28 protein-coding genes are annotated in these 26,541 nt (G+C 71.1%); 17 read left to right on the forward strand and 11 right to left on the reverse strand.

All coding sequences use genetic code 11. From position 1 onward, the window contains the following. Positions 1-26: 26 nt before the first annotated feature. The 5 genes from GIS00_RS07615 to GIS00_RS07635 are packed head-to-tail and all read left to right on the forward strand — an operon-like array spanning position 27 to position 5,112. Complete coding sequence (locus GIS00_RS07615) at positions 27-1,673, forward strand: ABC transporter substrate-binding protein (RefSeq protein ID WP_154767575.1); 1,647 nt, start codon at positions 27-29, stop codon at positions 1,671-1,673. Between the two features lie 19 nt (positions 1,674-1,692). Further along, the gene (locus GIS00_RS07620; protein WP_322097664.1) at positions 1,693-2,649 is read left to right on the forward strand and encodes an ABC transporter permease; all 957 of its coding nucleotides are present in this window, start codon (positions 1,693-1,695) and stop codon (positions 2,647-2,649) included. Between the two features lie 26 nt (positions 2,650-2,675). Further along, positions 2,676-3,509, forward strand: coding sequence for an ABC transporter permease (locus GIS00_RS27390; RefSeq protein ID WP_407666803.1), 834 nt, complete (start codon positions 2,676-2,678; stop codon positions 3,507-3,509). Then, on the forward strand, positions 3,506-4,315 hold the full coding sequence (locus GIS00_RS07630; protein ID WP_230312921.1) for an ATP-binding cassette domain-containing protein: 810 nt from the start codon (positions 3,506-3,508) through the stop codon (positions 4,313-4,315). The genes GIS00_RS27390 and GIS00_RS07630 overlap by 4 nt, the downstream gene beginning before the upstream one ends. Beyond that, the gene (locus GIS00_RS07635; RefSeq protein WP_322097666.1) at positions 4,312-5,112 is read left to right on the forward strand and encodes an ABC transporter ATP-binding protein; all 801 of its coding nucleotides are present in this window, start codon (positions 4,312-4,314) and stop codon (positions 5,110-5,112) included. Before GIS00_RS07630 ends, GIS00_RS07635 begins: the two co-directional genes overlap by 4 nt. Here GIS00_RS07635 and GIS00_RS07640 read toward each other — a convergent pair. After that, positions 5,063-5,536: a hypothetical protein gene (locus tag GIS00_RS07640; protein ID WP_154767576.1), complete on the reverse strand. Its 474-nt coding sequence runs from the start codon at positions 5,534-5,536 to the stop codon at positions 5,063-5,065. The two genes, GIS00_RS07635 and GIS00_RS07640, sit on opposite strands and share 50 nt — an antisense overlap. Positions 5,537-5,590: 54 nt before the next feature. On the opposite strand from GIS00_RS07640, the gene GIS00_RS07645 reads away from it, so the two are divergent. The 6 genes from GIS00_RS07645 to GIS00_RS07670 all read left to right on the forward strand — a co-directional run bounded on the left by GIS00_RS07645 (position 5,591) and on the right by GIS00_RS07670 (position 11,694). Continuing rightward, on the forward strand, positions 5,591-6,799 hold the full coding sequence (locus GIS00_RS07645) for a M20 family metallopeptidase (RefSeq protein WP_230312922.1): 1,209 nt from the start codon (positions 5,591-5,593) through the stop codon (positions 6,797-6,799). Then, complete coding sequence (locus GIS00_RS07650; protein ID WP_322097667.1) at positions 6,796-7,920, forward strand: P1 family peptidase; 1,125 nt, start codon at positions 6,796-6,798, stop codon at positions 7,918-7,920. The genes GIS00_RS07645 and GIS00_RS07650 overlap by 4 nt, the downstream gene beginning before the upstream one ends. A 34-nt stretch (positions 7,921-7,954) precedes the next feature. Beyond that, the gene (locus GIS00_RS07655) at positions 7,955-8,608 is read left to right on the forward strand and encodes a DUF998 domain-containing protein (protein WP_196073157.1); all 654 of its coding nucleotides are present in this window, start codon (positions 7,955-7,957) and stop codon (positions 8,606-8,608) included. A 227-nt stretch (positions 8,609-8,835) separates the two neighbouring features. After that, positions 8,836-10,164 (forward strand): NAD(P)/FAD-dependent oxidoreductase, encoded by a 1,329-nt coding sequence (locus GIS00_RS07660; RefSeq protein ID WP_154767579.1) that lies wholly within the window; start codon positions 8,836-8,838, stop codon positions 10,162-10,164. 386 nt (positions 10,165-10,550) lie between these two features. Then, positions 10,551-11,135 carry a MarR family winged helix-turn-helix transcriptional regulator gene (locus tag GIS00_RS07665; protein WP_154767580.1) on the forward strand — a complete coding sequence of 195 codons (585 nt, stop codon included), beginning with the start codon at positions 10,551-10,553 and terminating at the stop codon, positions 11,133-11,135. Between the two features lie 112 nt (positions 11,136-11,247). Continuing rightward, complete coding sequence (locus GIS00_RS07670) at positions 11,248-11,694, forward strand: DUF5709 domain-containing protein (RefSeq protein WP_154767581.1); 447 nt, start codon at positions 11,248-11,250, stop codon at positions 11,692-11,694. 13 nt (positions 11,695-11,707) lie between these two features. On the opposite strand, the gene GIS00_RS07675 is transcribed toward GIS00_RS07670, so the two are convergent. The 7 genes from GIS00_RS07675 to GIS00_RS07705 all read right to left on the reverse strand — a co-directional run bounded on the left by GIS00_RS07675 (position 11,708) and on the right by GIS00_RS07705 (position 17,764). Further along, positions 11,708-12,352 (reverse strand): response regulator transcription factor, encoded by a 645-nt coding sequence (locus GIS00_RS07675; RefSeq protein ID WP_322097668.1) that lies wholly within the window; start codon positions 12,350-12,352, stop codon positions 11,708-11,710. After that, positions 12,325-13,470, reverse strand: a complete 1,146-nt coding sequence (locus GIS00_RS07680; RefSeq protein ID WP_196073158.1) for a sensor histidine kinase — start codon at positions 13,468-13,470, stop codon at positions 12,325-12,327. The genes GIS00_RS07675 and GIS00_RS07680 overlap by 28 nt, the downstream gene beginning before the upstream one ends. A 190-nt stretch (positions 13,471-13,660) precedes the next feature. Beyond that, complete coding sequence (locus GIS00_RS07685; RefSeq protein ID WP_196073159.1) at positions 13,661-14,041, reverse strand: GtrA family protein; 381 nt, start codon at positions 14,039-14,041, stop codon at positions 13,661-13,663. Between the two features lie 127 nt (positions 14,042-14,168). Further along, positions 14,169-14,705, reverse strand: a complete 537-nt coding sequence (locus GIS00_RS07690; protein ID WP_322097669.1) for a TIGR04338 family metallohydrolase — start codon at positions 14,703-14,705, stop codon at positions 14,169-14,171. Then, entirely contained in the window at positions 14,702-15,520 is an 819-nt protein-coding gene (locus tag GIS00_RS07695; protein ID WP_322097670.1) for a DUF2786 domain-containing protein, read from the reverse strand. Before GIS00_RS07695 ends, GIS00_RS07690 begins: the two co-directional genes overlap by 4 nt. A gap of 72 nt (positions 15,521-15,592) precedes the next feature. After that, on the reverse strand, positions 15,593-16,282 hold the full coding sequence (locus GIS00_RS07700) for a GOLPH3/VPS74 family protein (RefSeq protein ID WP_154767584.1): 690 nt from the start codon (positions 16,280-16,282) through the stop codon (positions 15,593-15,595). Between the two features lie 66 nt (positions 16,283-16,348). Beyond that, positions 16,349-17,764 carry a DUF2252 domain-containing protein gene (locus GIS00_RS07705; RefSeq protein WP_154767585.1) on the reverse strand — a complete coding sequence of 472 codons (1,416 nt, stop codon included), beginning with the start codon at positions 17,762-17,764 and terminating at the stop codon, positions 16,349-16,351. Between the two features lie 58 nt (positions 17,765-17,822). Here GIS00_RS07705 and GIS00_RS07710 point away from each other — a divergent pair, with 58 nt between their 5' ends. Further along, positions 17,823-19,322 carry a cryptochrome/photolyase family protein gene (locus tag GIS00_RS07710; protein ID WP_154768028.1) on the forward strand — a complete coding sequence of 500 codons (1,500 nt, stop codon included), beginning with the start codon at positions 17,823-17,825 and terminating at the stop codon, positions 19,320-19,322. A 40-nt stretch (positions 19,323-19,362) separates the two neighbouring features. After that, the gene (locus tag GIS00_RS07715; protein ID WP_154767586.1) at positions 19,363-19,743 is read left to right on the forward strand and encodes a nitroreductase family deazaflavin-dependent oxidoreductase; all 381 of its coding nucleotides are present in this window, start codon (positions 19,363-19,365) and stop codon (positions 19,741-19,743) included. Between the two features lie 12 nt (positions 19,744-19,755). On the opposite strand, the gene ligD is transcribed toward GIS00_RS07715, so the two are convergent. After that, positions 19,756-20,733 carry a non-homologous end-joining DNA ligase gene (gene ligD, locus GIS00_RS07720; RefSeq protein ID WP_154767587.1) on the reverse strand — a complete coding sequence of 326 codons (978 nt, stop codon included), beginning with the start codon at positions 20,731-20,733 and terminating at the stop codon, positions 19,756-19,758. Positions 20,734-20,957: 224 nt separating this feature from the next. Here ligD and GIS00_RS07725 point away from each other — a divergent pair, with 224 nt between their 5' ends. Beyond that, entirely contained in the window at positions 20,958-22,100 is a 1,143-nt protein-coding gene (locus GIS00_RS07725) for a transglycosylase SLT domain-containing protein (RefSeq protein ID WP_322097671.1), read from the forward strand. Positions 22,101-22,188: 88 nt separating this feature from the next. Here GIS00_RS07725 and GIS00_RS07730 read toward each other — a convergent pair whose 3' ends face one another. Together GIS00_RS07730 and GIS00_RS07735 are read right to left on the reverse strand one after the other, a co-directional pair. After that, positions 22,189-22,560, reverse strand: a complete 372-nt coding sequence (locus GIS00_RS07730) for a hypothetical protein (protein WP_154767589.1) — start codon at positions 22,558-22,560, stop codon at positions 22,189-22,191. An 82-nt stretch (positions 22,561-22,642) separates the two neighbouring features. Further along, positions 22,643-22,849 carry a DUF3072 domain-containing protein gene (locus tag GIS00_RS07735; protein WP_154767590.1) on the reverse strand — a complete coding sequence of 69 codons (207 nt, stop codon included), beginning with the start codon at positions 22,847-22,849 and terminating at the stop codon, positions 22,643-22,645. 273 nt (positions 22,850-23,122) lie between these two features. On the opposite strand from GIS00_RS07735, the gene GIS00_RS07740 reads away from it, so the two are divergent. The 3 genes from GIS00_RS07740 to GIS00_RS07750 all read left to right on the forward strand — a co-directional run bounded on the left by GIS00_RS07740 (position 23,123) and on the right by GIS00_RS07750 (position 26,481). Then, complete coding sequence (locus GIS00_RS07740; protein WP_196073160.1) at positions 23,123-24,400, forward strand: GAF domain-containing protein; 1,278 nt, start codon at positions 23,123-23,125, stop codon at positions 24,398-24,400. A gap of 163 nt (positions 24,401-24,563) precedes the next feature. Next, entirely contained in the window at positions 24,564-26,087 is a 1,524-nt protein-coding gene (adh, locus tag GIS00_RS07745) for an aldehyde dehydrogenase (protein ID WP_154767591.1), read from the forward strand. A 13-nt stretch (positions 26,088-26,100) separates the two neighbouring features. Further along, positions 26,101-26,481 carry a DUF779 domain-containing protein gene (locus GIS00_RS07750; protein WP_154767592.1) on the forward strand — a complete coding sequence of 127 codons (381 nt, stop codon included), beginning with the start codon at positions 26,101-26,103 and terminating at the stop codon, positions 26,479-26,481. Positions 26,482-26,541: the final 60 nt, after the last annotated feature.

Below are 26,541 nucleotides of genomic sequence, written 5' to 3' on the forward strand. Positions count from 1 at the left end.
CGCCGCCGCCCAGAAGGGAAGTCCCGATGATCCTGCGCAGGACCACCGCCAGTACCCGCTCCCGGACCCGCGTGGTCCTGGCCGCCCTCGCCGGGTCCGCCCTCGTCCTGGTCTCGGCCTGTTCCGCCGGCTCCTCGGTCACCCCGAGCAGCAGTGCGGCCCAGACCACCACCCCGAGCACGGCCGCTCCGTCGTCCGGCGGCTCCGGTACCGAAAGTGCGCCGCCGAGCAGCGACGGCAGCGCCACCGGTTCCAGCCAGGCCCCGGTCAGCGATGCCGCGCTGAGCATCGGTTTCATCCTGGAGCCGACCAGCCTCGACTTCACCACCACCGACGGCGCGGCGATCCCGCAGGTGCTGCTCACCAACGTCTACGAGACCCTGGTCAAGCTCGACCAGTCCGGGCAGATCGTGCCGGGACTCGCGTCGGCGTGGGAGGTCTCGGACGACAACAAGACCTACACCTTCACCCTGCAGGACGGGGTGACCTTCTCCGACGGCTCCGAGTTCACCGCCGAGGACGCGAAGTTCTCGATCGACCGGGTCACCAGCGACTGGACGGTCGCGATCAAGGCCGGCATGGACGTCGTCGACTCGACGGAGGTGGTCTCGCCGACCGAGCTCAAGGTGACCCTGAAGCAGCCGAGCAACTCCTGGCTGTTCCGGATGACCGGCCGCATCGGCGCGATGTTCTCCGAGGACGGCGTCGCCGACCTGGCCAACACCGCCATCGGGACCGGCCCGTACACGCTGCAGACCTGGAACCGCGGCACCTCGATCGTGCTGGAGCGCAACCCCGACTACTGGGGCACCGCACCGTCGGTGAAGACCGTGACGTTCCAGTACTTCAAGGACGCGGACGCGATGAACAGCGCCTTGCTGACCGGCAGCATCCAGGTCGTTTCCACGCTGCAGTCGCCGGAGACGATCGACCAGTTCGCCGACACCAGCAAGTACAAGATCATCGAGGGCGCGACCGACGGCGAGGTCATGATGACCCTCAACGACGGCAAGGCCCCGCTGAACGACGTCAAGGTGCGGCAGGCGATCAACTACGCGTTGGACAAGCAGGCGATCCTGGACGGCGCCTGGGGCGGCTACGGCACGGTGATCGGATCGCACGAGTCGCCCAACGACCCGTGGTTCGTCGACCTCGCCGACAAGTACCCGCACGACGTGGAGAAGGCGAAGGCGCTGCTGGCCGAGGCCGGCCAGTCCGACCTGACGCTGAACCTGGCGCTGCCGCCGGTCCCGTACGCGCAGGCCGCCGCGCCGATCATCGTGTCCCAGCTGGCCGAGGCCGGCATCACCGTCAACGCCTCGAACGTCACGTTCCCGGTGTGGCTGGACCAGGTTTTCGGCAAGGCCGACTACGACATGACGATCATCAACCACGTCGAGCCGCGGGACGTCACCACCATCTGGGGCAACCCTGAGTACTACACCCGGTACGACAACCCGGAGGTGCAGAAGCTCTTCGCCGACGGCGATGCCGGGACCGAGGAGGAGTACGTCGCGGACTACAAGAAGGCCGTGGAGATCCTCGCCGACGATGCGGCTGCGGCCTGGCTCTGGTCCTTCCCGAACCTGATGGTCGCCGACGTCAACGTCCAGGGTCTGCCGCAGAACGCGGTCGGCGAGTCCTTCGTGCTGGCGAACCTCTCGGTGAGCTGATGCGGGCGGCACGACCGGCGTGAGCGCCGTCGCCTGGCAGGTGCTGCGCCGCCTGCTGATCTTCCTCGCCGGCATCGCGGTGGCGTCGGTGGTGGTGTTCTGGCTGCTGTCCGGGATCGGGGATCCGGCCCGGATCCGGCTCGGCCTGGGCGCCACCGACGAGTCCGTCGCCGCGATGCGGGCGCAGATGGGGCTGGACCGCTCGCTGGTCACCCAGTACCTGGACTGGGCCGGCGGGGCGATCCGCGGCGACTTCGGCGTCAGCTACGTCTCCGACGCCGCCATCGGGCCGCAGCTGTTCGACCGGCTCGCGGTGACGCTCTGGCTGGTGTTCGGCGCGATGATCCTGTCGATCCTGATCGCCGTACCTCTGGGCATGGCGGCGGCGATGTGGCACCGGCGCTGGTCCGGCACGCTGATCTCCGGGATCGCCCAGCTCGGCGTCGCGGTGCCGGCCTTCCTGGTCGGGTTCCTGCTGATCGCGGTCTTCGCGGTGAAGCTCGGCTGGTTCCCGTCCGGCGGCTACGTGGTGCCGGCGCAGGACCCGCTCGGGTTCCTGCACCGGATGGTGCTGCCGTGGCTCTCGCTCGGCCTGGTGCAGGCGGCGGTGCTGACCCGGTACGTACGCAGCGCCGTGCTGGACGAGATGGGCCAGGACTACCTGCGCACCGCCCGGTCCAAGGGCCTGACCCCGTGGCAGGCGATGATCCGGCACGGGCTGCGCAACGCCTCGATCCCGGTGTTGACCGTGATCGGGTTGCAGATGATCACGATCCTGGTGGGTGCGGTGGTGGTGGAGCAGGTGTTCGTCATCCCGGGCATCGGGTCCTGGCTGGTCGACATGGTCGGCAACCAGGACATCCTCGCGGTGCAGGCCATCGTGATCACCCTGGTCGCGATCGCCCTGCTGGTCTCGTTCGTCGTCGACGTGATCTACCTGCTGGTGGATCCCCGGCTCCGGGTGCGCCGGTCGTGAGCGCCGTGCCCGAGGCACCCCTGGACGTGTCGTCCGGCGACCGGCGCGGCCGCGGGCTGCTGCGCACCGGCCTGGTGCTGGTGGTGTTCGTGGTGCTGGTGGCGGTGGTGTCGTTCTTCTGGACCCCGTGGTCGACGATCTACACCGACGTGGCCAATCGGCACGCCGGCCCGTTCACCGCCGGGCACTTCCTGGGCACCGACCTGCGCGGTCGGGACATGGCGTCATTGCTGATGGCCGGGGCCCGCACCACGCTGTACGCCGGGCTGCTGGCGGTCGGTATCGCGGCGGTGATCGGCACCCCGCTGGGCATTCTGGCCGGCATGCTGCCGCGTGGCTGGACCGAGTTCATCCTCCGGGTGACCGACCTCTGGCTGGCCTTCCCGGCGCTGCTGATGGCGCTGATCTTCGCCACCATCTTCGGCAGTTCGGTGACCACCGCGATGGTGGCGATCGGCATCTCCACCATCCCGTCGTTCATCCGCGTGGTGCGCGCCGGGACCATGGTGGTGATGACCACGGACTACGTGCAGGCCGCACGGGTGGCCGGCCGCGGCCGGATCGGCATCGCCGTCCGGCACGTGCTGCCGAACGTCGCCGGCCTGGTGATCGTGCAGATCTCGGTCGCCTACGCGATCGCCATCCTGGCCGAGGCGGCGCTGTCCTACCTGGGTCTCGGCGCCGGTCCGACCACCCCGTCCTGGGGACGGATGCTCTTCGACAACAAGGCGGCGTTGCAGGCCGGCTACCCGAGCCTGCTGCTCTGGCCCGGGCTGGCGATCGCCATCGCCGTGCTCGGGTTCAACCTGCTCGGCGACGGCCTGCGGGACCGCTTCGACCCGAGGCTGGCCGGCCGATGACCGCGCCCCCGATGACCGCGCCACTGCTGACCGTCGCCGGGCTGGGCGTCGCTGCCGGCCGCGACACGCTGGTGCGCGAGGTGGACCTGGAGATCGCCCGCAACGAGCGGGTCGGCATCATCGGTGCTTCCGGGTCCGGCAAGACGCTCACCTGCCTGGCGCTGGCCGGCCTGCTGCCGGACGGGCTCACCGCAACCGGCTCGGTGCGGATGGCCGGCGTCGACGCCGATCTGCTGCACCTGTCCGAGCGACGGCTGGCCGCCGTGCGCGGGCTGCGGGTCGGCATGGTGTTCCAGGAGCCGATGACCGCGCTGAACCCGACGATGACCGTCGGCCGTCAGGTCGCCGAGGTGATGCTGCGGCACCGGACCGTGCCGCGTCGCCAGGTCCGCGGCCGGGTGCTGGAACTGCTGGCCGAGACCGGGCTGCCGGACCCGGACCGGATGGTGCGGTCCTACCCGCACCAGCTCTCCGGCGGGCAGCGGCAGCGGGTGGTGCTGGCGATCGCCCTGGCCAATGCCCCCGACCTGCTGATCTGCGACGAGCCGACCACCGCGCTGGACGTCACGGTCCAGGCCCGCGTGCTGGAGCTGATCTCGTCCCGGTCGGCGGCGGTCGACGCCGCGGTGCTGTTCATCTCGCACGACCTGGCTGTGGTCGCCTCCCTGTGCGACCGGATCCTGGTGATGTTCGACGGCCGGGTGGTGGAGGCGGGCAGCACCGTCCAGGTGCTCACCGCACCGCAACACGAGCACACGAAGCAGTTGCTGGCCGACGCCGACCTGACCGTCCGGGAGGGATCGTGACATCCGCTGCGGCACCGGCGGTGTCGGTCGAACAGGTGAGCCGGGTCTTCACCCGGCGCCGGCGCCCCGAGGTGCGGGCACTGGACGGGATCGACCTGACGATCCCGACCGGGTCCCGGTTCGGGATCGTGGGGGAGTCCGGGTCGGGCAAGACCACCCTGATGCGGCTGATCGCCGGCCTGGACTCGCCCACCTCCGGCCGGATCCTGCTGTCCGGCACGGATGTCGCCGGGATCGGTCGCCGGGAGCTGAGCAGCCGGCTGCAGGTGGTCTTCCAGGACCCGATGGGGTCGCTCGACCCGCGCATGCGGGTGGGGGAGATCGTCGCCGAGCCGCTGCGGGTGCAGGGCCGGGACGACATCGACCTGCGGGTGCGGGCCGCGCTGGAGCAGGTGGGGCTGGACGCCGACGTACGGAAGCGGTACCCGCACCAGTTCTCCGGTGGTCAGCGGCAACGCATCTCGATCGCCCGGGCCGTGGCCCCGGACCCGGACATCCTGCTCGCCGACGAGGCGGTCTCGGCCCTGGACGTCACGGTCCGGGCGACGGTCCTGGCCCTGCTGGACCGGATCGCCGCGGAACGGAACCTCACCCTGGTCTTCGTCTCGCACGACCTGTCGGTGATCCGCCGGGTCTGCGACCGGGTGGCGGTGCTGCAGAACGGGACCCTGGTGGAGGCCGGCACCGTCGAAGACGTCTACGGCAGCCCCACCGCCGACTACACCCGGGACCTGCTGGCGGCGGTGCCTACTCTGCAGAAGTCCCTCGCGGCCGCGGAGCGCCGCGCCGCGACCTGATCTCTCCCTCGCCCCACCGGGGAGCGCTCGCCGCGCGGTGCTGTTCGCCGACGAACTGCAGTGCCTCAGTGGCGATCTCCGGCCACCGGACCACTGCGGCGGGGGTGCTGGGAAGGACGATCCATTCCCGCATCGGCCGGCCGGCGTTCAGCATCCGGCTCCCGACACCGGAGGCGACCAGCTCGTCGATCCGGGTGGCCGGCAGTTTCGCCATCATCCCGTCCGGGAGGGACGCGACGAAGATCTTTCCCTCGACGGTCAGGGCCGGAGATCCCAGTGCCTTCCCGGGTTGCACCCCCGGCGCACCGAGGAAGCCGTCGGTCAGGTGCTCCCACAGGGCGGCGCGGTCGGACGGAACGATCGCCGACGTCCCCGCGCCGGGAATCGACGACGCTGCAACAGCGCCGGCGCTGTCCTTGTCCATTCCGGTTCCTCCCTGCCTGTCTACGTCGCGCCGAGGTCATGCATGATCCTCGGCATGACGACGAGTGTGCCGGACATCGATGACGCGGACCTGCTGGACCTCACGCAGCAGCTGGTCCGGCTGCGCACGGTGAACACCGGTGCCGGGGTGGTCGAGCAGCCCGCCGCCGACCTGGTCGCACAGCTGATGACCTCCTACGGCTGGCAGGTGACGATCAGCGAGGTCGCCCCGGGCAGACCGAATGTCGTCGGCGTGGTGCACGGTCGCGGCCCCGGCCGGACGCTGATGTTCGAGGGCCACACCGACGTCGTCACCGAGGGCGACCCGGACGGCTGGAGCTTCGACCCGTACTCCGGCGACGTCGTCGACGGGAAGCTGCTGGGCCGCGGGTCGGCCGACATGAAGGCCGGCGTCGCCGCGATGATCCATGCCGCCCGCGCCGTCGAGCTCGGCGGTTTCGACGGCCGCATCGTGGTGGCCGCGCTCGCCGACGAGGAGGGCATGATGCTGGGTGCCAAGCACTTCGCGGACGCCTACCGCGCGGCCGGCGGGCTGGACGGCGCACCGATCGACGCGGTGATCGTCTGCGAGCCGGAGGGCGGCGAGCTCTGCACGGTGGCCAAGGGCGCCGTGCGCGCGCGCATCGACGTGCACGGGGTGATGGCGCACGGCGCGATGCCGCACCACGGCCGCAACCCGCTGCCGGCGATCGGCGAGATCCTGGTCGGCATCGGTGCGCTCGAGCAGGAGCTGCAGGAGAACCCCGGCCCGCACCCGCATCTCGGCCTGACCTCGATCACCCCGACGGTGCTGGACGCCGGTCAGCCGGCCCAGGTCAACGTCATCCCCGCGGTCGCGTCGGTGTACCTGGACATCCGGACCATTCCCGGCATCGACCACGCCGAGCTGATCGACGTGCTCACCGCCCTGGCCGAAACCGTCGCGGCGGCACGGGATCTGACCGCGACGCTGGAGGTGATCGACGACCGGCCGGTGGTGGACACCGCCGAGGACGACCCGGTGGTGCTGGCGCTGCGCCGGGCGCACGAGGAGGTCACCGGTGCGCCACCGCCGTTCGGCGGGGTCCCCGGCACCACCGACGGCACCATCCTGACCCGGGACGCCGGCCTGGTCACCGTCGTCTACGGCCCCGGCGGCAAGTGGATCGCGCACCAGGTCGACGAGTTCGTCGAGGTGGACGACCTGGTCGCCTGCGCCCGCGTCTACGCGGCCACCGCCCGGCACTTCCTGGCGGCGTCGTGACCGTCCCGGAGCCCGCCGGTGGCGCCGGCTACGTCGCCTTCGAACCCGCGCCCGGCCCGCACAACGACCTGACCGACATCCCCGGCCTGCGGCTGGGGCACCACGATCGCATCGGCGACGGGTACCTGTCCGGCACCACGGTGCTGCTGGCGCCGCCCGGCGGCATGGCCGCCGGCGTCGACGTCCGGGGCGGTGCGCCCGGTACCCGGGAAACGGACCTGCTGCACCCGACCGCGTCCATCGAGCGGGTGCACGCGATCGTGCTCACCGGCGGCAGCGCCTACGGTCTCACCGCCGCCGGTGGCGCCGCGGAGGCGCTGGAGGAACAGGGCATCGGCTTCCCGGTCGGCCGCGACCCGGCGGAGATCGTGCCGATCGTGCCGGCGGCCGTGCTCTTCGACCTGGGCCGGGGCGGATCGTTCCGGGCCCGCCCGGACGCGGACTTCGGTCGCGCGGCCGTTGCCGACGCGCTGCTCGCCGATCCTGGGCGGATGCGGCGGACCGGTCTGGTCGGTGCCGGGACCGGTGCCGCCGCCTGCGGTCTCAAGGGTGGCCTGGGCATGGCGTCCGCGGTGCTGAAGGACGGCACGGTGGTCGCGGCACTGATGGCCACCAACGCGGCCGGGTCCCCGCTGGACCGCCGTACCGGCGAGTTGCTGGGTGCACGCTTCCTGCACGTCGGCGACGTGGCCGGCGGGGTGCCTGCGCCGGACGACGAGCAGCGGGAGGCGCTGCTGACCGTCATCCGCGGCCGGGACCCGCACCTGGTCGCGGCCTCCCGGCGGCCCGGGCCGGTCATCGAGAACACCACCATCGGGATCGTCGCCACCGACGCGTCGCTGTCCAAGTCGCAGTGCACGAAGTTGGCCGGCGTCGCCCACGACGGGCTGGCCCGGGCGCTCAACCCGGTGCACACGGCGTTCGACGGCGACACCGTCTTCGGCGTGGCCACCTGCGCCCGACCGGCGCCGGACGACCTCGGCCTGCACGACATCCTCACCGCCGCCGCGGATGTGGTGACCAGGGCCGTGGTGCGCTCGCTGCTGGCCGCCACCTCGGTGACCACACCGGCCGACACCTGGCCCTCCTACTCCGATCTCGCCGCGCCTGCCGGTCGCTGACGGCGGTCCGGCACCGTCGGGGACAATGATCGGCGTGGTCGACTCCCGCACTGCACCGGGCCTGCGGGCCCGGCCGGTCGCCGTACCGGTGTGCTGGGCGGCCACCGTCCTGGTGTTCGTCCTGGTGGTCGCCATGCAGGCGGTCAAGGGTGACTGGCTGCCGCCGGACATCTCTGTCTCGCAGTACGGCGTCGGCAGCACCGGGTGGGTGTTCAGTGCCTTCCTGGTGGTGCTGGGCGTGTCCACGCTGCTCTGGTGGACCCGGAGCCCTCGGGCCCGGACGTCACTGGTGCTGCTGGTCGCCGGCGCGCTGGGCTGCATGGTGACCGCCGTGGTGCGGACCGATCCCGGCGGGCTCCAACAGTCGTGGACGGCGAAGGTGCACATGGCCGGGTCGGTGCTGGCGCTGGTCTGCCTGCCGTTGGGCATGCGGATCCTGCTCGCCGCGTCGCGGGCGGCGCTGCGCCGGGCCGGACTGCTGGTGACCTGGGGGAGCGCCCTGGCGCTGATCCTGCTGCTGCTGGCGGCCTTCGGGCTCGACACCGCCGGCCTGGGCCCGCAGGACTCGTGGGCGATGTGGCAGGCCGTCGCCGTGGTGCTGGACCTGGCGCTGCTGCTCGTGGTCGGTGCCGGGCTGACACGACTCCGCCCGGCCGACGACCGGGTGGACCGGTCCACGGGTTCCTGATCGGCGCGGGCCGCGGGGCGGCGCCGGTGCGGGTCCGGTCGGTGGGGTACCTCACGATGTGCCAGAATCTTCCCGGCCACTCCGCGCCGGAGGGGCCGGATCCGGCTCTCGATGTGGTGGGCGCGGTGCCTCGCGCCAGCAGACCCACGGCCGTGGTCCGTGTCCGTGGCGTGCGGGGTGGATCAGGTACGACAGGCGCGTCCGACGAACGACTGGAGGAACGTCCCATGTCCGAGCAGAGCTCACCCGTCCGCGTCGTGTCGGCCCGTCGCCGACCGCACGTGGTCATCGTGGGTGGCGGTATGGCCGGCCTGATGTGCATCCGCGCGCTGCGCAAGGCGGACGTGGACGTCACCCTGGTCGACCGGCACACCTACAACGCCTTCCAGCCGCTGCTGTACCAGGTCGCCACCGCGGGCCTGAACCCGGGCGATGTCACCTACTTCCTCCGGGCCGCCCGGATGTCGCAGCGCAACATCAGCTTCCGGCAGGGCGAGCTGGTCGGCATCGACTCCGATGCGCAGACGCTGGCCTTCAAGGACGGCGGCTCGATGAGCTACGACTTCCTGGTGCTGAGCACCGGGGCGACCACGAACTACTTCGGCACCAAGGGCGCCGAGGAGAACACGTTCGCGATCTACACCCGCGCCCAGGCCCTCGCGCTGCGCGACCGCATCTTCACCAACCTCGAGCACGCCGCCGCCTCCACCTCCGGCGAGGAGCTGTGCATCGCCGTCGTCGGCGCCGGCCCCACCGGCGTGGAGATGGCCGGCGCGCTGGCCGAGCTGCGCAACGACGCGATGGCGTCCATCTACCCGGAGCTCGACCCCCGCCGCACGCACATCGTGCTGATCGAGATGGCCGGCAAGGTGCTCGGGCCGTTCGACGTCAAACTGCAGGAGTACGCCGCCAAGGCGCTCCGCGAGCGCGGCGTCGAACTGCGGCTCAACACCTCGGTGGCCGAGGTGCGTCCGGACGGCGTCGAGTTCGGCGACGGGTCGTTCCTGAAGGCCGGCGCGGTCGTCTGGGCCACCGGTGTCACCATCCCGAAGCTGGTCGCGGGCTGGGGCCTGCCGCAGGGCCGTGGCGGCCGTATCACCGTCGACGAGAACCTGCGCGTCATCGGCCACAAGAACATCTTCGCCGCGGGCGACCTCGCGCTGACCCCGGACCCGCTGCCGCAGCTCGGCACCCCGGCGCAGCAGGAGGGCAAGCACATCGGCAAGCAGATCTCCGCGCAGATCATCGGCCGCCCGCTGACCGCCTTCACCTACCACGACAAGGGCACCATGGCGACGATCGGCCGCCGGGCCGCCGTCTGCGACATCAAGGTGCTCGGCAAGTCCGTCCGCTACACCGGCTCCCTGGCCTGGCTGACCTGGATGCTGCTGCACATCGTGCTGCTGCTCGGCAACCGCAACCGCCTCGCCACCTTCGTCAACCTCTTCACCAAGTACCTCGCGCCCTCCCGCCGCACCAACCCGATCGTCGGCGACGTGCCGGTCTTCGAGCACGGCCAGGCGATCCGCGAGGAGGAGCAGAAGAAGCAAGCCTAGACATGGCGGCCTGGTGGCCGCGGGTCGCTCGTCCTTGAGGGAATCCCGCGTTCTGCGCTTCTCGCCTACGTTCGTCCCTCACTGCGGCTGCGATGCTCGACCGCACGATTCCGACGAGCGACCGGACATGGCGAGATGGTGCCCCGGGCCGGCGCGAGGATCTTCTTCGCAGGCGCGTAGGAAAGTGGCGACAACTGTCCCACCAGTCCCAAAAGCGCAATGATCACACGCGCGGGCGATGAAGATCCTCGCGCCAGGGGCGGCTCGGGCGGGAGCAACGGCGGCACCGGAGGTTCCGGGGCCGCCGTTGCTGTCTCGCAGGCCGCGAGCGCCAGCTCGCCATGTCCAGTCGGTGATGCATCAACGACTCGCGTAGGGTGGTGTCCATGAGTGACACCCGCTGGTTGGACGAGCGCGAGGCGCGCGCCTGGCGGGCCCTGCAGCACCTGCGCATGCCCTTGGAGCTCGCGCTGAACCGCCAGCTGGCCAAGGACTCCGGGCTCTCCACCGCCGACTACTCGGTGCTGGTGGCGCTGTCCGAGGCGCCGAACCACCGGCTGCGGGCCCGTGACCTGGTCCGCGCCGTCGGGTGGGAGAAGAGTCGGCTGTCGCACCACATCCGCCGGATGGAGACCCGGGGTCTGGTGACCCGTGAGGAATGTCCGACCGATGCCCGCGGTGCCTTCATCCGGCTCACCGCGCAGGGCATCGTGACCATCGAGCAGGCCGCGCCCGGCCATGTCGAGGCAGTGCGCGACCTGGTGATCGACCGGCTCACCCCGGAGCAGCTGGACTCCCTCGCCGCCATCGGCGAAGCGGTGGGGGCCCAGCTGCGGGCGGTCGGGTGCCCGGATGCGGCGACGGCCGGCGAGGACGACGACGAGCCGCCGACCACCGCCGTCGCCCCGGTGGTCGAGGAAGGCTGCCCGTCAGCGGCCCGGTCCGTCTCCCTGGACCTCCCGTTCGGCTGATCGCTCCCGGCGCAACCATCACCACGATGCCCGGCGCATGACCCCGGTGCCCCGCGGATACGGTGGGGGAGAAGGCCGCCGACCGCGGCGGCCGTGGAGGTGCAAGGACGACATGAGCGAGTACGACGACCGGGACATCGACGAGACCGACACCACCCCGGACGTCTCGGACGGCGTGCAGGAGCAGCTGACCGAGGGCGACACCCTCGAGCGCACCGGTCTGAAGGACCAGCTCGACGAGGGCTACTCACCTCCGGACCGCGACCCGCACATCGACGTCCCGACGCAGGCGGAGGAGGAGGCCGGGCTGTCGCTGGACGAGCTGCTGTCGGCCGAGGAACCCGATGTCTCCGCGGACGACCCGCGCTCGGGTCTGTTCGACGAGGAGGGCGAGGAGGTCGGCGACAGCCGTTCCGGACGCCTCGTCAGCAGCGATCTCGGCGAGTACGAGGACACCGAGAAGGAGCTCTGGGGCGAGGATGTCGGCATCGACGGCGCTGCCGCGAGTGCCGAGGAGGCCGCGGTGCACGTGATCGACCCCGAGGCGAACGAGATCTGAGCCGGCGGCCGGTCTACTGGTTGAGGTAGGCGAGGACGGCGAGCACCCGGCGGTTGTCGTCCTCGCTGACCGGTAGGTCGAGCTTGGTGAAGATCGAGTTGGTGTGCTTTCCGACGGCCTTCTCGGTGACGAACATCCGGGCCGCGATGGCGGCGTTGGACCGGCCCTCCGCCATCAGTCCGAGCACCTCGGTCTCCCTCGGCGACAGGGTGTCCACCGCGCTCCCGCGGCGCTTGCGGGTGAGCAGCTGCGAGATCACTTCGGCATCCATCGCGGTGCCGCCGCCGGCCACCCGGCGGACGGCGTCGACGAACTGCTCGACGTCCGAGATCCGGTCCTTGAGCAGGTATCCCACGCCGCCGTCACCGCCGGCCAGCAGCTCCCGCGCGTACAGCTGCTCCACGTACTGACTCAGCACCAGGACCGGCAGCCCGGGGATCTGCGAGCGCGCGTCGATCGCCGCCCGCAGCCCCTCGTCGGTGAAGGTCGGCGGCAGCCGGACGTCGACGACCGCGACATCGGGGCGATGCGTCACCAGTGCGCGCAGCAGCCCCGGGCCGTTGTCGACGGCCTCGACGACCTCGAAGTCGTGCGCGGCCAGCAGCCGGATCAGCCCGTCCCGCAGCAGCGTCAGGTCCTCACCGATGACAACGCGCACGGCACCTCCAGGTTCACGATGGTGCCACCCCCGGGCGGACTGGCGACGGCGACCGACCCGTCGAATGCTGCCAGGCGCCGACCGAGACCGGTCAACCCGCCCTGCGGGGAGAGCACCGCGCCACCGATCCCGTCGTCACCGACCGAGAGGTGCAGCCGTCCGTCGGTATACCGCCCCCAGATCCAGGTGTGCTGCGCCATCGCATGTTTCGCCGAGTTCGACAGTGCTTCGGCGACCGCGAAGTACATCGCGGACTCCACCGGTGCCGGCGGGTGGCCCTGGATGTCCAGGTCCACCTCGACCGGTCCGGGATGGCCGAGCGCCAGCGCCTGGATGGCGCCGACCAGACCTCGGTCCGCCAGCACCGGCGGCAGGATCCCGCGCACGAGACCGCGCAGGTCGGACAGGGCGACGGATGCGCTCTGCCGGCTCTCCGCGATCAACTCGCGGCTGGCATCGGGATCCTTGTCCATCAACTGCTCGGCGAGCCCCAGGTTCATCGACAGCGCCACCAGTCGGGCCTGGGCGCCGTCGTGCAGGTCGCGTTCGATCCGCCGGAGCTCGGCGGCCTGGATGTCGACGGCATCGGCCCGGGAGCGGGAGAGCTCGCCGATCCGCTGGGCCATCTGCTCCGAGTCCGCCCTCCGCAGCACCGTCCCGGCCAGCGCGGAGAACACCCGCAGCAGCACCGGTGAGACGAAGACCCCGACCGGGAAGACCAGGTAGAACACGAGCGCGGTGATCCCGAGAGGGAAGCCCACGACGACGGCCAGGGGGAGCCAGAGCAGGTCACGGTAGGTCGTCGGATCGGTGATCCGGTTCCGGAACCGGTCGATGAAGCCGCGTGCCTCGGACCGCCGGTACGGAGGCTCGACCTGGTGCCGCAGCACCCGGCCGGCGACCCGCCGATAGCCCATCGAGGTCAGCCGGAGCAGCTGCAGCGAGAGGGCGAGCATCGGGATGCCCACCCACACCGCGATCAGTGCGGCGGAGACGATCACCAGCGGCAGCAGGACGATCGATGCGATACCGAGGCCGAAGAACGCCGCGGCGGCACCGATGTACGTCCGGTGCCTGGTCCGCGGGCGGTCGCGTCGATCCGGGGGTGAGCTGCTCACCCGCCCAGTGTGGGGCGTCGCAGCCGCCGGGCACAGTAGGGGAAGGTCCACCACCCGGGTGGTGATCCCTACCCGGTTTCCCTGATGTGCCCGGGGCGGTCGTGGACGGGGGCCGGTGCACGACCACCACGTGACCGCGCTCCGGGAACGTTGCGCTTCCGTTGCCCGGGACGGTCGGGCCCGAGCGGGATCAGCCCGTGCGGGCGAGGAACCACCGCCGGAGCAGGAAGTACCGGGACAGACCGATCGCGGTGTTCACCCCGATCAGGATCAGCAGTCCGGTGACCGTGTCCTCGGTGTCGAGGATCCCGAAGATCAACACGGACACCAGCAGACCCAGCACGCTCGACACGAGACCGACGGCGAGATCACGTCCCAGGCCGGCGGTGCCGTGGACGGAGAAGGCGAGCGAGCGCTGGGTCGCGTTGGCGGCGAGCGTGGCGACCGTCCAGGACAGGACGTTCGCCGGCAGGCCGGGCACCCACGGGTTCAGCACCGCGAACACGGCCAGCTGCACGAGCGTCGCCGCGGTGCCGATACCGGCGAAGCGGACCAGCGGAAGACGGGTCACCGACTCCAGGCGCAACCGGACCACCGTCCGGCACGCAGAGGAGTTCACCTGATGTGCAATGCCCCGTACGGCCGTTCGCATTCCGCTCGCTCCGGAGATCTGCGTCACCCGATCGAGGGGACGACCGTCAGCCGACCCGGGCACCGACGTCCATCAGCGTCACTCTCAGCAGGAAGGCGGCCTCCGTGCCGATGAGCGCGTCGACGAGTTCCAGATAGCAGGCGAGGAACTCCTCGCCGTGGTGCGCCGGCCCGGGCCCGGTCAGGTGGTGCGCCAGCTCGTGCAGGACGACGAGTTCGCGCAGGGCCCAGGCGGATCCGGCCCGGTACGGCGGCAGGGCGATGGTCGCTCCGGCGAACTCGTAGTGCGCCTGCGTGTGCCCGGCCCGCTCCCGGACGCCGACCGGAAGGGCGGCTCTCGGCCAGGTCGATCGCACCCAGCCGAGCGCCAGCACCCGGTCCAGGTAGGCCTGGACGTCGGCGACCGCACCGAAATGCCGTTCGACCGGCAAGGTGATCCGGCTGCCGGCGACCTCTACCACGGGATGATCCGCGGAACGATCGAGGAGCCGCTGCACCAGGTGCTGCGCGTCGTACACCCGACTGCGTTGGGAGTCCCTGGTGGATGCGGCATCGGCCCGGCCGGCGCCGCGGGGCGGGGTCACCGGGCCTCGATACCGGCCCGCGCGCCGCCGATCTCGGCGTTCGCGCCGAGTCGCGCCACCTTGCCCGCACGATCCCCGGCACGACGGGAGAACTCCGAATGACCGGCGTCCGCCCGGTACCCGCCCCAGCTGCCCCGGGCGGTCGAGTGTGCCTTGTAGTGATCGGCCAGCTCGACCTCCTTCGCGCGCAGCACCAGTTCCACGCCGGTGCGCGCGGTGTCGGCGACCACCTCGGCCTGCGCCTTCTCCCGCGCCTGCGCGAGCCGCTTGCCGATGCGTGCGGCGAACGCCGCCTGGAAGTTGATCCGGGCGGTGGTCGCATGCACCGGTCGCTCGACCTGGCGCCGGCGCCACCGCTGCCCGTCCCAGAAGTCCTCGACGTCCGCAACGGTGTCCTTGGCCAGGCGCTCCGGCGAGCGGAGGTAGGCGTCGCAGGACCGCACCATCTGCACCACCAGCGACGAGTACAGCGCATCGACGGCATCCAGGTCGCTGTCGAACCCGTAGGCGTAGACCCGGGTCGAGTTGCGGGCGATGTCGCAGGTGACCTGGTTCGCCCTTGCGATGGCCAGGTAGAGCTGCACGTAGGTGCGGAGGCCGCGCTTCCCGGACGGGCCGATCTCGATCGTCCGCTGCTCGGGGACGCTCCGACGCTCCTTCTCCGTCGTGTGGGCCCGCGCGACCGCGAGGTCGACGGAGTTCAACGTGGCCAGCCGCTGGGCGGCCTGCAGGTAGGCGTCCGCCTCGTGCTCGTTCTCCGTCGACTCGGCCTTGCGCAGGAGTGCCGCGATCCGCGACAGGTTCTTGTCGGTCACCGTTCCACTGTAGGTATCACCACCGACAGTCCCGGAGAAGCGCGCTGGCGTGCGGGTTTCCGTGGTCCGGCGTCAGTTGGCACTGGTCGCGACGGCCGCCGCGGTCGATGCTGCCACCGCCCCGAGGATCGCCGCCTGGGTGCCGCGGAGCGTCTCGCCGATGGTCTTCGAGATGACCTCACCCCGTTCCGCCATCCTGGTCAGTTCCGTTGCGGTCTTCCTGGCGTGCGACCGGTCCGCCTTGTCGACGAACGTCGCCGGCAGGTGCAGTCCCTCGAGCAGGGCGACCAACGCGACATCGGGATCCGTCGGCTCGACCTGCTGCAGCAGGACCTGTTGCAGCCGGGCCCGCAGCTGTTGCTCGGGGGCCGGGTCCAGCTCCGGCCAGCGGGTGGTCGGGAACAGGCCGAGGAACTTCGCCCGCTGCTCGCCGAGGATCCCGCGCTCGACCAGCGACCGGCCGACCTTCTCCAGCAGCGGGTTCATCTTCGACGCCAGCTGGTAGAGCCACTGCCGGACGCTGCGCACCTTCTCCTCGGCCACGATCACGTCGATCGCCTCCTGCAGCAGCGGGTGATCCGGGACCGCGCCGGTGGTGGTGACGTCCTTCTTCTCGTCCACCGTGATCAGCTCACGGAGGGCCAGATCGAGCAGCAGCGCCCCGGACAGCACTCCCGGCATGCTCACCGCCGCCGACTGCTTGCCCGACTCCTCGTCGTGCGCGAGCAGGAACACCTCTTCGACCAGCAGCAGATCGCTCATGCTCCATTACTACCCGGAGCCGATGGGCGTACGCGGCCGGGCAGCGCTCCCGCAGCAAGGCGGATCTCAGACCCCGGACTCCACCGGCAGCACGCCCCGGCGCACGGCGTCGACGAGGCGGGCGTGGTCGGCCTCGGTCTGGTCGGCGTAGGCCCGGCCGAACCGGATCATCGCCCGGTCGAGGCGGTCGGAGGAGCCGACGTAGCCGGAGATCATCGATGCCCCGCTGGTCCGGGCGTGACCCTTGGCGAGGAGGTGGCCGACGATCCCGGCGTAGTCGGTGAGCGCCGCCCCGTCGATGGAGTCGAGGGCGACGGTGCCTTTCATGTTCCGGAACTGCCGGACGTAGAAGTCGAGGCCGTCCACGGTCGTCCAGCCCAGCAGCGGATCGCTGACGGTCTGCAGGGCCTGCTGGTACTCGGCCACCCGTTGCCCCTGGTGCCGGTGCCACGCGGAATCACCGTGCACGTACTTGGCCAGGACCGACCGCCGGGCCTGCTTGAGCTGCAGGAACACCACGTCGTCCGGGCTGCTGCCCTCGAGCAGCGCCACGTACGCCCGCAGGCCGACGGACCCGACCCCCACCACCTTGTGCGCGACGTCGACCAGCGTGTACCCGCCGAGGGCCCGTCGCCAGTGCGGTGCCAGGGTGGCCAGGTACTCGTCCAGCCCGACCGCGAGGGCCTCTGCCTCCCGGTCGCCGAGCCGGGTGATCAGCGGCGGCTCCTCGACGATCTTGCGGGAACCACCGAGCCGGGTGGTGAACCGGGGGAGCGCGCGGTCACTGGTCCGGGTGCGGGCGCGGGCCGCAGCCCGGTCGATCTCGGCGCGCAGCGAGTCCTCGCGCGCGCTCTCGTGCATCCGCGTCACGTCCAGGCGTTCGTAGGACCGGGCGAGCAGCGGCTGCTCCGCCAGGTGCCGGACCTCCGCACGGTAGGCCGACACGCACGACTGCACGGCCGCACCGCACTGTTCCTCGGTGAACCCGTTCTGCCGGCCCGCCACCCAGATGCTGGCCACCAGCCGGCGCAGATCCCACTCCCACCCACCGGGGTGGGCCTCGTCGAAGTCGTTGAGGTCGATGACCAGGTCCCGCTCCGGCGAGGCGTAGAAGCCGAAGTTGCCCAGATGGCTGTCCCCGCAGATGACCGGGGTGATGCCGGTCCGCGGCAGGTGCGCGACGTCCTCGGCCATCACCACCGCGGTCCCGCGGAGGAACCCGTACGGGGAGGCGACCATCCGGCCGACCCGGATCGGCACCAGCCGGTCCACCCGACCTTCGTGCGATTCCTGGATCAGCGCCACCGGATCCGGCCGCCCGACCGGCGGCGTCCAGTCGCCCAGCTCGGAGCGCGACACCTTGTGCCGCAGTGCGCGTCCCATGCGGTACCGGTCGTCGCGAGAGGTCGGTCGCCGCCGGAGGGAGGCGAAGGATTCGCTGTCGGCCTCCGCGAGCACCACGTGCCCGCTCGCTCGCTCCATGCCGTTCACCCTAGGACAGCAGGGTGTCGGGGGCGTGCGCAGCGGGCACACCCCGCGCATGGCCGAGCACAGCAGCCCCACCCCCCGCTGGCTCTTCGGCGACCAGCTCGGACCGCACTTCGACACCCGGGGTCGGGACGTCCTGCTGGTGGAGAGTGTGCACGCGCTGGGCCACAAGCCGTTCCACCGGCAGAAACTCCACCTGACCCTGTCCGCGATCCGGCACCGGGCCGCCGAACTCGGCGACCGGGCCACCCTGCTGCACGCCGCGAACTACCGGGAGGCGCTGCGCGAGTTCGGCCGGCCGGTCGACGTGCACGCCCCGACCTCCCGGCAGGCGGACCGTTTCGTCCGCACGCTGGCGGACGAGAGCCTGGTCGACCGCGTCGATCCGGCTGCCGGATTCAGCCTGTCCCGCAACGACTTCCGCGAGTGGGTCGGCGACCGGCGCACCGTCAGGATGGAGGCCTTCTACCGGTTCCAGCGGGAACGGCTGGGCATCCTGATGGACGGGGACCGGCCGGTCGGTGGCCGTTGGAGCCTGGACGAGGAGAACCGGGAGCCGCCGCCGAAGGGCGCACCGACTCTGGACCTCCCGGCGCCCTACCGGCCGCGGGAGGACGACATCGACGAAGGGGTCCGGGAGGACCTGGACCGGTGGACCCGGGACGGCATCATCGACCCGATCGGCAACGACGGACCACGGTGGTTCCCGGTGACCCGGCGGGAAGCCCTGGCCGCCCTGCACCGGTTCGTCGAGCACCGGCTGCCGCACTTCGGACCGCACGAGGACGCCATGTTGGCCGGTGACCCGGTGATGGCGCACAGCCTGCTGTCGGTGCCGATGAACCTCGGTCTGCTCGACCCGCTGGAGGTGGTCGCCGCCGTCGAGGACGCCTACCGGGCCGGTCGGGTGGAGCTGGCCTCGGCCGAGGGGTTCGTCCGTCAGGTCATCGGCTGGCGGGAGTACGTCTGGCAGCTGTACTGGCACTTCGGGCCCGACTACCGGCACCGCAACGAACACGGCGCGACCGGGCCGCTGCCGCGGTGGTTCGCCCGGCTGGACGCCGACGCGGTGCAGGCGCGCTGCCTGTCCGACGTGCTGGCCGGCGTCCGCGACCACGGTTGGGTGCACCACATCCCACGGCTCATGGTGCTCGGGAACTGGGCGCTGCAGCGGGGTTTCCGCCCGTCGGCGCTGTCCGACTGGTTCCGCTGCGCGTTCGTCGACGGCTACGAGTGGGTGATGCCGGCGAACGTGGTCGGGATGAGCCAGCACGCGGACGGCGGAGCGATGGCGACCAAGCCGTACCTGTCCGGCGGTGCGTACATCCACCGGATGAGCGACTACTGCGGTGGCTGCGTGTACCGGCCGTCGGAACGATTGGGCGAGAAGGCCTGTCCGTTCACCGCCGGCTACTGGGCGGCCCTGGACCGGATGTCCGGCGACCTGGCCGGCAATGCGCGGATGCGTCGGCCGTTGCAGAATCTACGCAGTCTCGCCGGGGTCGAGCAGGTGCTCGCCCAGGAACGGGACCGCGGCGCCGGACCGCCCTGATCCGGGGCGCCGGGATCCCGGCGAGGCCCGAGGAGGACGCATGCCGCTGCCACGCTGGGTGGCCCGGGCGAACCGGGTCGGGTTGAACAAGGTGGTCCGCCGGATCGCGCCCCGGGCACCGGGTTTCGGCCTGCTCGTGCACCGGGGCCGGAAGTCCGGGAAGGAGTTCCGCACCCCGGTCAACGTCTTCCGGACCGGCGACGGCGTGCGGATCGCCCTCACCTACGGCTCGCGCTCCGACTGGGTGCGGAACGTGCTGGCCGCCGGCGGCTGCTCGATCGTGATGCGCGGACGGACCGAGGACTTCACCGAGCCGGTGCTGCGCACCGATCCGGCGCGAGGTGGCATGCCGCTGCCGGTGCGCACGATCCTGCGGCTCACCCGGGTCGACGAGTTCCTGGATCTGCACCGGCCGGCCTGAGACCCACCCCGTTCATTTCTCGAGATCGTCGGCCTCGGGCGGCGTGTCGGCGCCGGACCTTTCGTCCCGCTCGGCCCACTCCAGCAGCGGGTCCAGTGGGAACGCGATGTCGTCGATGCCTGCGTGCAGATCACCCAGCTCCGCGAACCGGGCCGGCACGGTGGCGATGGTGAAGTCGCGCGGGTGCAGGTCGGCGATCTCGTGCCAGTGCACCGGGGTGGACACGGTGCCCTCCGGGTTGCCGCGGACCGAGTACGCCGAGGCGATGGTGTGATCGCGGGCGTTCTGGTTGTAGTCGACGAAGAGCTTCGCCGGATCCCGGTCCTTGCGCCACCAGGTCGTGGTGACGTCGTCGGGGGCCCGGCGCTCCACCTCGCGGGCGAAGGCGAGTGCAGCACGCCGGACGTCGGCGAACTCCCACTCCGGCCGGATCCGCACGTAGACGTGCAGGCCCTTCCCGCCCGACGTCTTCGGATAGCCGGTCATGCCCAGCTCGTCGAGCACCTCGTGCACCACACCGGCCACCCGTCGGACCCGGTCGAAGTCGCAGTCGGGCATCGGGTCCAGGTCGATGCGCCACTCGTCGGGCCGCTCGGTGTCCGCCCGGCGGGAGTTCCACGGGTGGAACTCGACCGTGGACATCTGCACGGCCCAGATCACCGCGGCCGGCTCGGTGACGCACAGTTCGTCGGCATGCCGTCCCCACCGCGGAAAGTACAGCCGCACGGTCTCCACCCAGTCCGGCGCACCACGCGGCAGCCGCTTCTGGTGCACCTTCTCGCCGCTGATCCCGGTGGGGAAGCGGTGCAGCATGCACGGTCGTTCGCGCAGGGCGCGGACGATGCCGTCGGCAACGGACAGGTAGTAGTGCGCGAGGTCCAACTTCGTCTCGCCCCGGGCCGGGAAGTAGACGCGATCGGGATTGGACAACCGGACCGTACGGTCACCCACAGTGAGCTCGGTGGAGGGTGAAGCGCTCTTCGCCGCCATGGCGGCCAACATATCGGTGCCCGGCGACGGTCGCGGGTCGCCCTCCGGCTTCGGAGCGCGAAGTCGTCTCGGCTGCGTGTCAGACCACCGATGGAAAACGTCTCGACGATCACTCCTGCGCTGGCTGATCACTGAAAGTCACCGTAAAGTCACTCCTGGCGACCAACCGGGGAGATGATATGCCGCTGACTGTGCTGCGCAGGGTTCCGACACGCCTTGCACTGGTGGTGCTCCTGCTGTTCGGCACCACCGTCACGATGGCCGTCACCCCGGCGGCGACCGCCGATGCGAGCACCATCGCCAGCTTCCGCACCGTGATGACCGCGGGGCAGAAGCTCGCGTCCGGCCGCACCATCACCCTGGCCAGCGGCCAGGTCAGCATGGTCATGTCGACCTCCGGCGAGCTGCGGATCTTCGCCCAGAAGACGCTCATCTGGCAGACGCCGACGGGCGGGAACGCCGGCGCCTACGCCACCATGCGGGCCGACGGGAGCTTCGCCGTCCTGGCTGCGGGTGGCACCACCCTGTGGTCCACGCCCACCGCCGGCCGTGCCGGCGCCTACCTGAGCCTCGGCCAGAACGCCGTGCTCGCCGTCCGTGCCGCCGGGTCCGGCTACGCGCTCTGGAACAGCGGCGCCACCAACTCGACACTGTTCCGTGGGACGATCCTGCAGCCCGGCTGGATGCTGTTCACCAAGGACGGCCGGGTCCGGCTTCTGATGCAGAGCGACGGCAACCTGGTGATCCATCGCGACGGGACGCTCATCTGGAGCTCCGGCACCGGTGGCAACCCGGGCGCCCAGGCCGCGGTCCGGGTGGACGGCAACCTGGTCGTCGCCCGCGCCGGGAAGACCCTCTGGCAGTCGGCGACCAAGAACACCACCGCCCGGGCGACGTTGCAGCCCGACGGCTACTTCGTCGTCTACGACTCGCTGCAGACCCCGCTGTGGTGGAAGGACAAGGGCGTACACGCCCGCCTCTGCAACACCACCGCGGCCGATCCGGCCGGCACCACCCTCACCCGCTGGCGACCGGTCATCCGCTGCGTGCTCGCGGCCCAGGGTCGCACCTGGCTGGACAGCGTCACCGACGTCGAGACGATCATCCGGTACGAGTCCTCCGGCCGGCCGGACGCCATCAACCTCTGGGACTCCAACGCCCAGGCCGGCCACCCGTCGAAGGGCCTGATGCAGGTCATCCAGCCGACCTTCGACCGCTGGCGGTCGACCGCGCTGTCCACCGACCTGTTCAACCCGTCGGCCAACATCTTCGCCGGGGTCAACTACGCCGTGAATCGCTACGGCTCCGTGCACAACGTGCCCGGTCTGGTCTCGCTACGGGCAGGCGGCCCCTACAAGGGCTACTGATCCTGCTGCACCCCGGATCCTGCTGCACCCCGGATCCTGCTGCACCCCGGATCCTGCTGATCCCCGGACCGCCCGGCCGGGCGCGGTCTCAGCTCTCCTGGTCGTCCGGCGTCTCGGTCACGGTCCGGTCGACCTCCGGGATCGCGTCCTGGGCGGAGTGCCTGGCCTGCTCGATCGCGTCGTCCGCGGCCTGCAGGTCCGCGGGCAGCTGCTCCGTCGGCCGGAAGGTGCTGTCGGCGTTCTCCGCTGTGCCGGCCGGGTCTCCCGCGCCGGTCCCGGCATCGGCCGTCGCGGCCGCGTCGTCCTCTGCCCGGCCGGCGGCGCTCGTGGTGTCGGGCTGGTCCTGCGGAGCCTGCGGGGCCGCCGGGTCGGTCGTCGACGGCCCCTCCGATCCCGGCTCGGTCCCTGCCGTGTCGGTGGTATCGATCTGTCCGGCCTGGTCGGGGTCGGAGGTGGTCATCGTCGGTCCTCTCGTCGCGCTTCGGTGTGGGACTGTCGTCGGGTCGGGCTGGATGCGGTCGGGCCGACCACGTGCGCCGACGTCAGCGACCGCGGCCGGTCTGCTCCTGCAGATCGTCGATCATCCGGCTGGCGTCCGCCTTGTTCAGGTCCTCCGGCACCTCGACCTGCGCCTCCTGGGCCAGCGTGTGCAGGTAGGAGTCCTGGGCACCGGTCATCGGTTCGTCCCCGGTGACCCACTCCGACGGGTCCTTCTCGGGGTTGGTGTCGGGCGTCTGCTGGTCCGCCATCGGTCGGCCTCCCTGTGGCTGTGCGATGCCGGGCCTGCCCCGGCACCCCGGATTCGTACCCGTGTTCGACGTCGGTCAATCCCCGGCCCGTCGTGCCGGAGGACGCCGCACCGGACCGACGCACCGGAACGACGCACCGACCGAGCGCGGACCACCTCCGGAGCAACCTCTGCTCGTCGCCGACGGACCGACACCGAACCGGATGAATCGGTCCCCGCACGCAGCGCTGTTGCAGCGTTCCCGACCTACGATGACCGCACCGTGGTTGCGACGATGCCCAGCGGCGCGGACGAGGTCCGCGCTCTCCGTGACGCCCACGACCGGTTCCTCCAGTCGGGGTCGGTCGGGGGCCGCGTCCGCGACCTCGTCGCGGACTCGTGGCGGCGCAGCGCCCGGGCCGGGGTCGATGTGGAGTACGGCGACCTGCCGATCCTGGCCGGCGACGAGCTGCGGGACTACCGCGAGTCCCATGTGCTCTCCCACGTGTTCCCGCTCCTGCACGACGTGCTGGGCCGTGCCGCCATCGAGTGCGACAGCGTGCTCGCGGTCGGCGACGAGATGGGACGGCTGCTCTGGGTGAGCGGGACACCGACCCTGCTCGCCCGGGCGGAACGCGTCGCCTTCATGGAGGGCGCCGTGTGGAACGAGTCGGCGGCCGGCACCAACGCTCCTGGCACCGCCCTGCTACTCGACGCCCCGGTGCAGATCACCTCCGCCGAGCACTTCCGCCGCCCTGTGCAGGCATGGAGCTGCGCCGCCGCGCCGATCCACGACCCGGTGACCCAGCGCATCCTCGGCATCGTCGACGTCACCGGCGGGGAGGCGATCGGCACCCCGCAGACCCTGGCGATGGTGCGGGCCGCCGCCCGGATGGCCGAGGCAGAGTTGGGCCGACTCGGCCTGGCGGCCGGATCCGGGCTGTGGCGGCCCGCGCCGATGACGGTGCACGCGCTCGGCCTGCCCGAGTGCCAGGTCACCATCGACGGCCGCCGGGTGCGACTGAGCCCGCGGCACAGCGAGATCCTGGTCATCCTCGCCGACCACCCGGACGGGCTGTCCGGCGACCAGCTCGGGATCGCGCTGTACGAAGAGGATGTCGCCGCATCGACCATGCGGGCCGAGCTCACCCGGCTGCGTGCGGTGCTGGGCGAGGACGTCATGCAGTCGCGGCCGTACCGACTGAGCCGCGACGTGAGTTTCGACTGGCGGACGGTGAGCGCCGACCTGGACGCCGGGCGGGTGCGGGAGGCGCTGCGGGACTACCGCGGGCCGCTGCTCCCGCAGTCCGACGCGCCGGGGGTGGTGGAGCGGCGGGACCGGTTGGCCGGTCGGCTGCGGGCCGCCCTGCTCGCCTCCCGCGATGCCGACCTGATGGCAGCCTGGACCCGGTCCCGTTGGGGTGCCGACGATCTCGACATGTGGCAGGCGCAACTGCGGGCGCTGCCGGTGGGCAGCCCGTTGCACGCGGTCGCCGCCCACGAGGTCAGCCGGCTCGACTCCCTCTACGGCGCACCGGATCTGCGGGTGGCCCCGCGCCGCCCGACGCGCTGACCGCCGTCCACCGTTCCTGTACAACGGATCTCCGACCGGCGGCGGATCCGCGCACTGCCGGGTTTCACGGACGTGAGTCGCAGCGTTGCTGCAACGTCACACTTCCTAGCCTGGCAGCACATCGCCCACGAAGGAGTGGGCACCGGCACGGAGGCTCGCGCAGATGACCACCTTCCCCGCACCCGGCACCGAGGGCAGCACCGTCACGGTGGCGCCCCGCTACGACAACTACATCGGCGGCGAGTGGGTCCCGCCCGCCGGCGGCAAGTACTTCGAGAACCCTTCCCCGGTCAACGGAAAGGTGTTCACCGAGGTCGCCCGCAGTACGTCCGACGACATCGAGGCGGCCCTGGACGCCGCCCACGGTGCGCGTAGGGCATGGGGCCGCACCAGTGTCGCCGAGCGCGCGGTGATCCTGAACAAGATCGCCGACCGCATCGAGCAGAACCTGCAGGACCTCGCCATCGCCGAGACCTGGGACAACGGCAAGCCGGTCCGGGAGACGCTGGCCGCCGACATGCCCCTGGCCATCGATCATTTCCGCTACTTCGCGGGAGCGATCCGGGCGCAGCAGGGCAGCATCTCGGAGATCGACCCGGACACCATCGCCTACCACTTCCACGAGCCGCTGGGTGTGGTCGGGCAGATCATCCCCTGGAACTTCCCGATCCTGATGGCGGTCTGGAAGCTGGCGCCGGCGCTGGCCGCGGGCAACTGCGTCGTCCTCAAACCCGCCGAGCAGACCCCGTGGTCGATCCTCAAGCTGGTCGAGCTGATCGCCGACCTGCTGCCGCCGGGCGTGCTCAACGTGGTGAACGGCTTCGGGGTGGAGGCCGGCAAGCCGCTCGCCTCGTCCCGCCGGATCGCCAAGATCGCGTTCACCGGTGAGACCACCACCGGCCGGCTGATCATGCAGTACGCCTCGCAGAACCTGATCCCGGTGACCCTGGAACTGGGTGGCAAGAGCCCGAACATCTTCTTCGCCAACGTGGCTGCCGCCAAGGACGACTTCTACGACAAGGCGCTCGAGGGTTTCACCATGTTCGCCCTCAACCAGGGCGAGGTCTGCACCTGCCCGTCCCGCGCGCTCATCGAGAGTTCCATCTACGACGGTTTCCTCGCCGATGCGGTGACCCGGACCGAGGCGATCAAGCAGGGCAACCCGCTGGACACCGACACGATGATCGGCGCCCAGGCCTCCAACGACCAGCTGGAGAAGATCCTGTCCTACATCGACATCGGCAAGCAGGAGGGCGCGCAACTGCTCACCGGCGGCCGCCGGGCCGAGCTGGACGGCGACCTCGCCGGCGGCTACTACGTCACCCCCACCATCTTCGCCGGCGAGAACAACATGCGGATCTTCCAGGAGGAGATCTTCGGCCCGGTGGTGTCGGTGGCGCGGTTCAGCGATGAGGCCGATGCGCTGAAGATCGCCAACGAGACCCTGTACGGCCTGGGCGCCGGTGTCTGGTCCCGGGACGGGGCACAGGCCTTCCGCGCCGGCCGGGAGATCGAGGCCGGGCGGGTGTGGACCAACTGCTACCACCAGTACCCGGCGCACGCCGCGTTCGGCGGCTACAAGCAGTCGGGCGTGGGCCGTGAGAACCACCTGATGATGCTGGACCACTACCAGCAGACGAAGAACCTGCTGGTCAGCTACTCGCCCAACGCCCTGGGCTTCTTCTAGACCCCGGCAGGAGATGGCATTCGTGTCCCGGGTGGACGTGACCGAGGAGGCGGCGGACCTGCTCCGCCGCCTCACCGGGCAGCACGGTCCGTTGATGTTCCACCAGTCCGGCGGTTGCTGTGACGGGTCGGCGCCGATGTGCTACCCGGACGGGGAGTTCCTCACCGGGGACGGCGACGTCTTCCTCGGTGACCTGGAGGTCGGACTGGAACGTGCTGTGCCGGTGTGGATGTCGGCGTTCCAGTACGAGTACTGGAAGCACACCCACCTGACCATCGACGTGGTTCCCGGCCGGGGGAGCGGGTTCTCGGTCGAGGCACCGGAGGGAGTCCGCTTCCTCATCCGCTCCAGACTGCTCACCGACGAGGAGTACGCACTGGAGCAGCAGGACTGACGGTGCCGTCCGGGTCGTACCGATCCGGACGGCACCGTCCCACGAACCCGTACCCCGGCG

The organism is Nakamurella alba, from assembly GCF_009707545.1.
GTDB classification, from domain to species: Bacteria; Actinomycetota; Actinomycetes; order Mycobacteriales; family Nakamurellaceae; genus Nakamurella; species Nakamurella alba.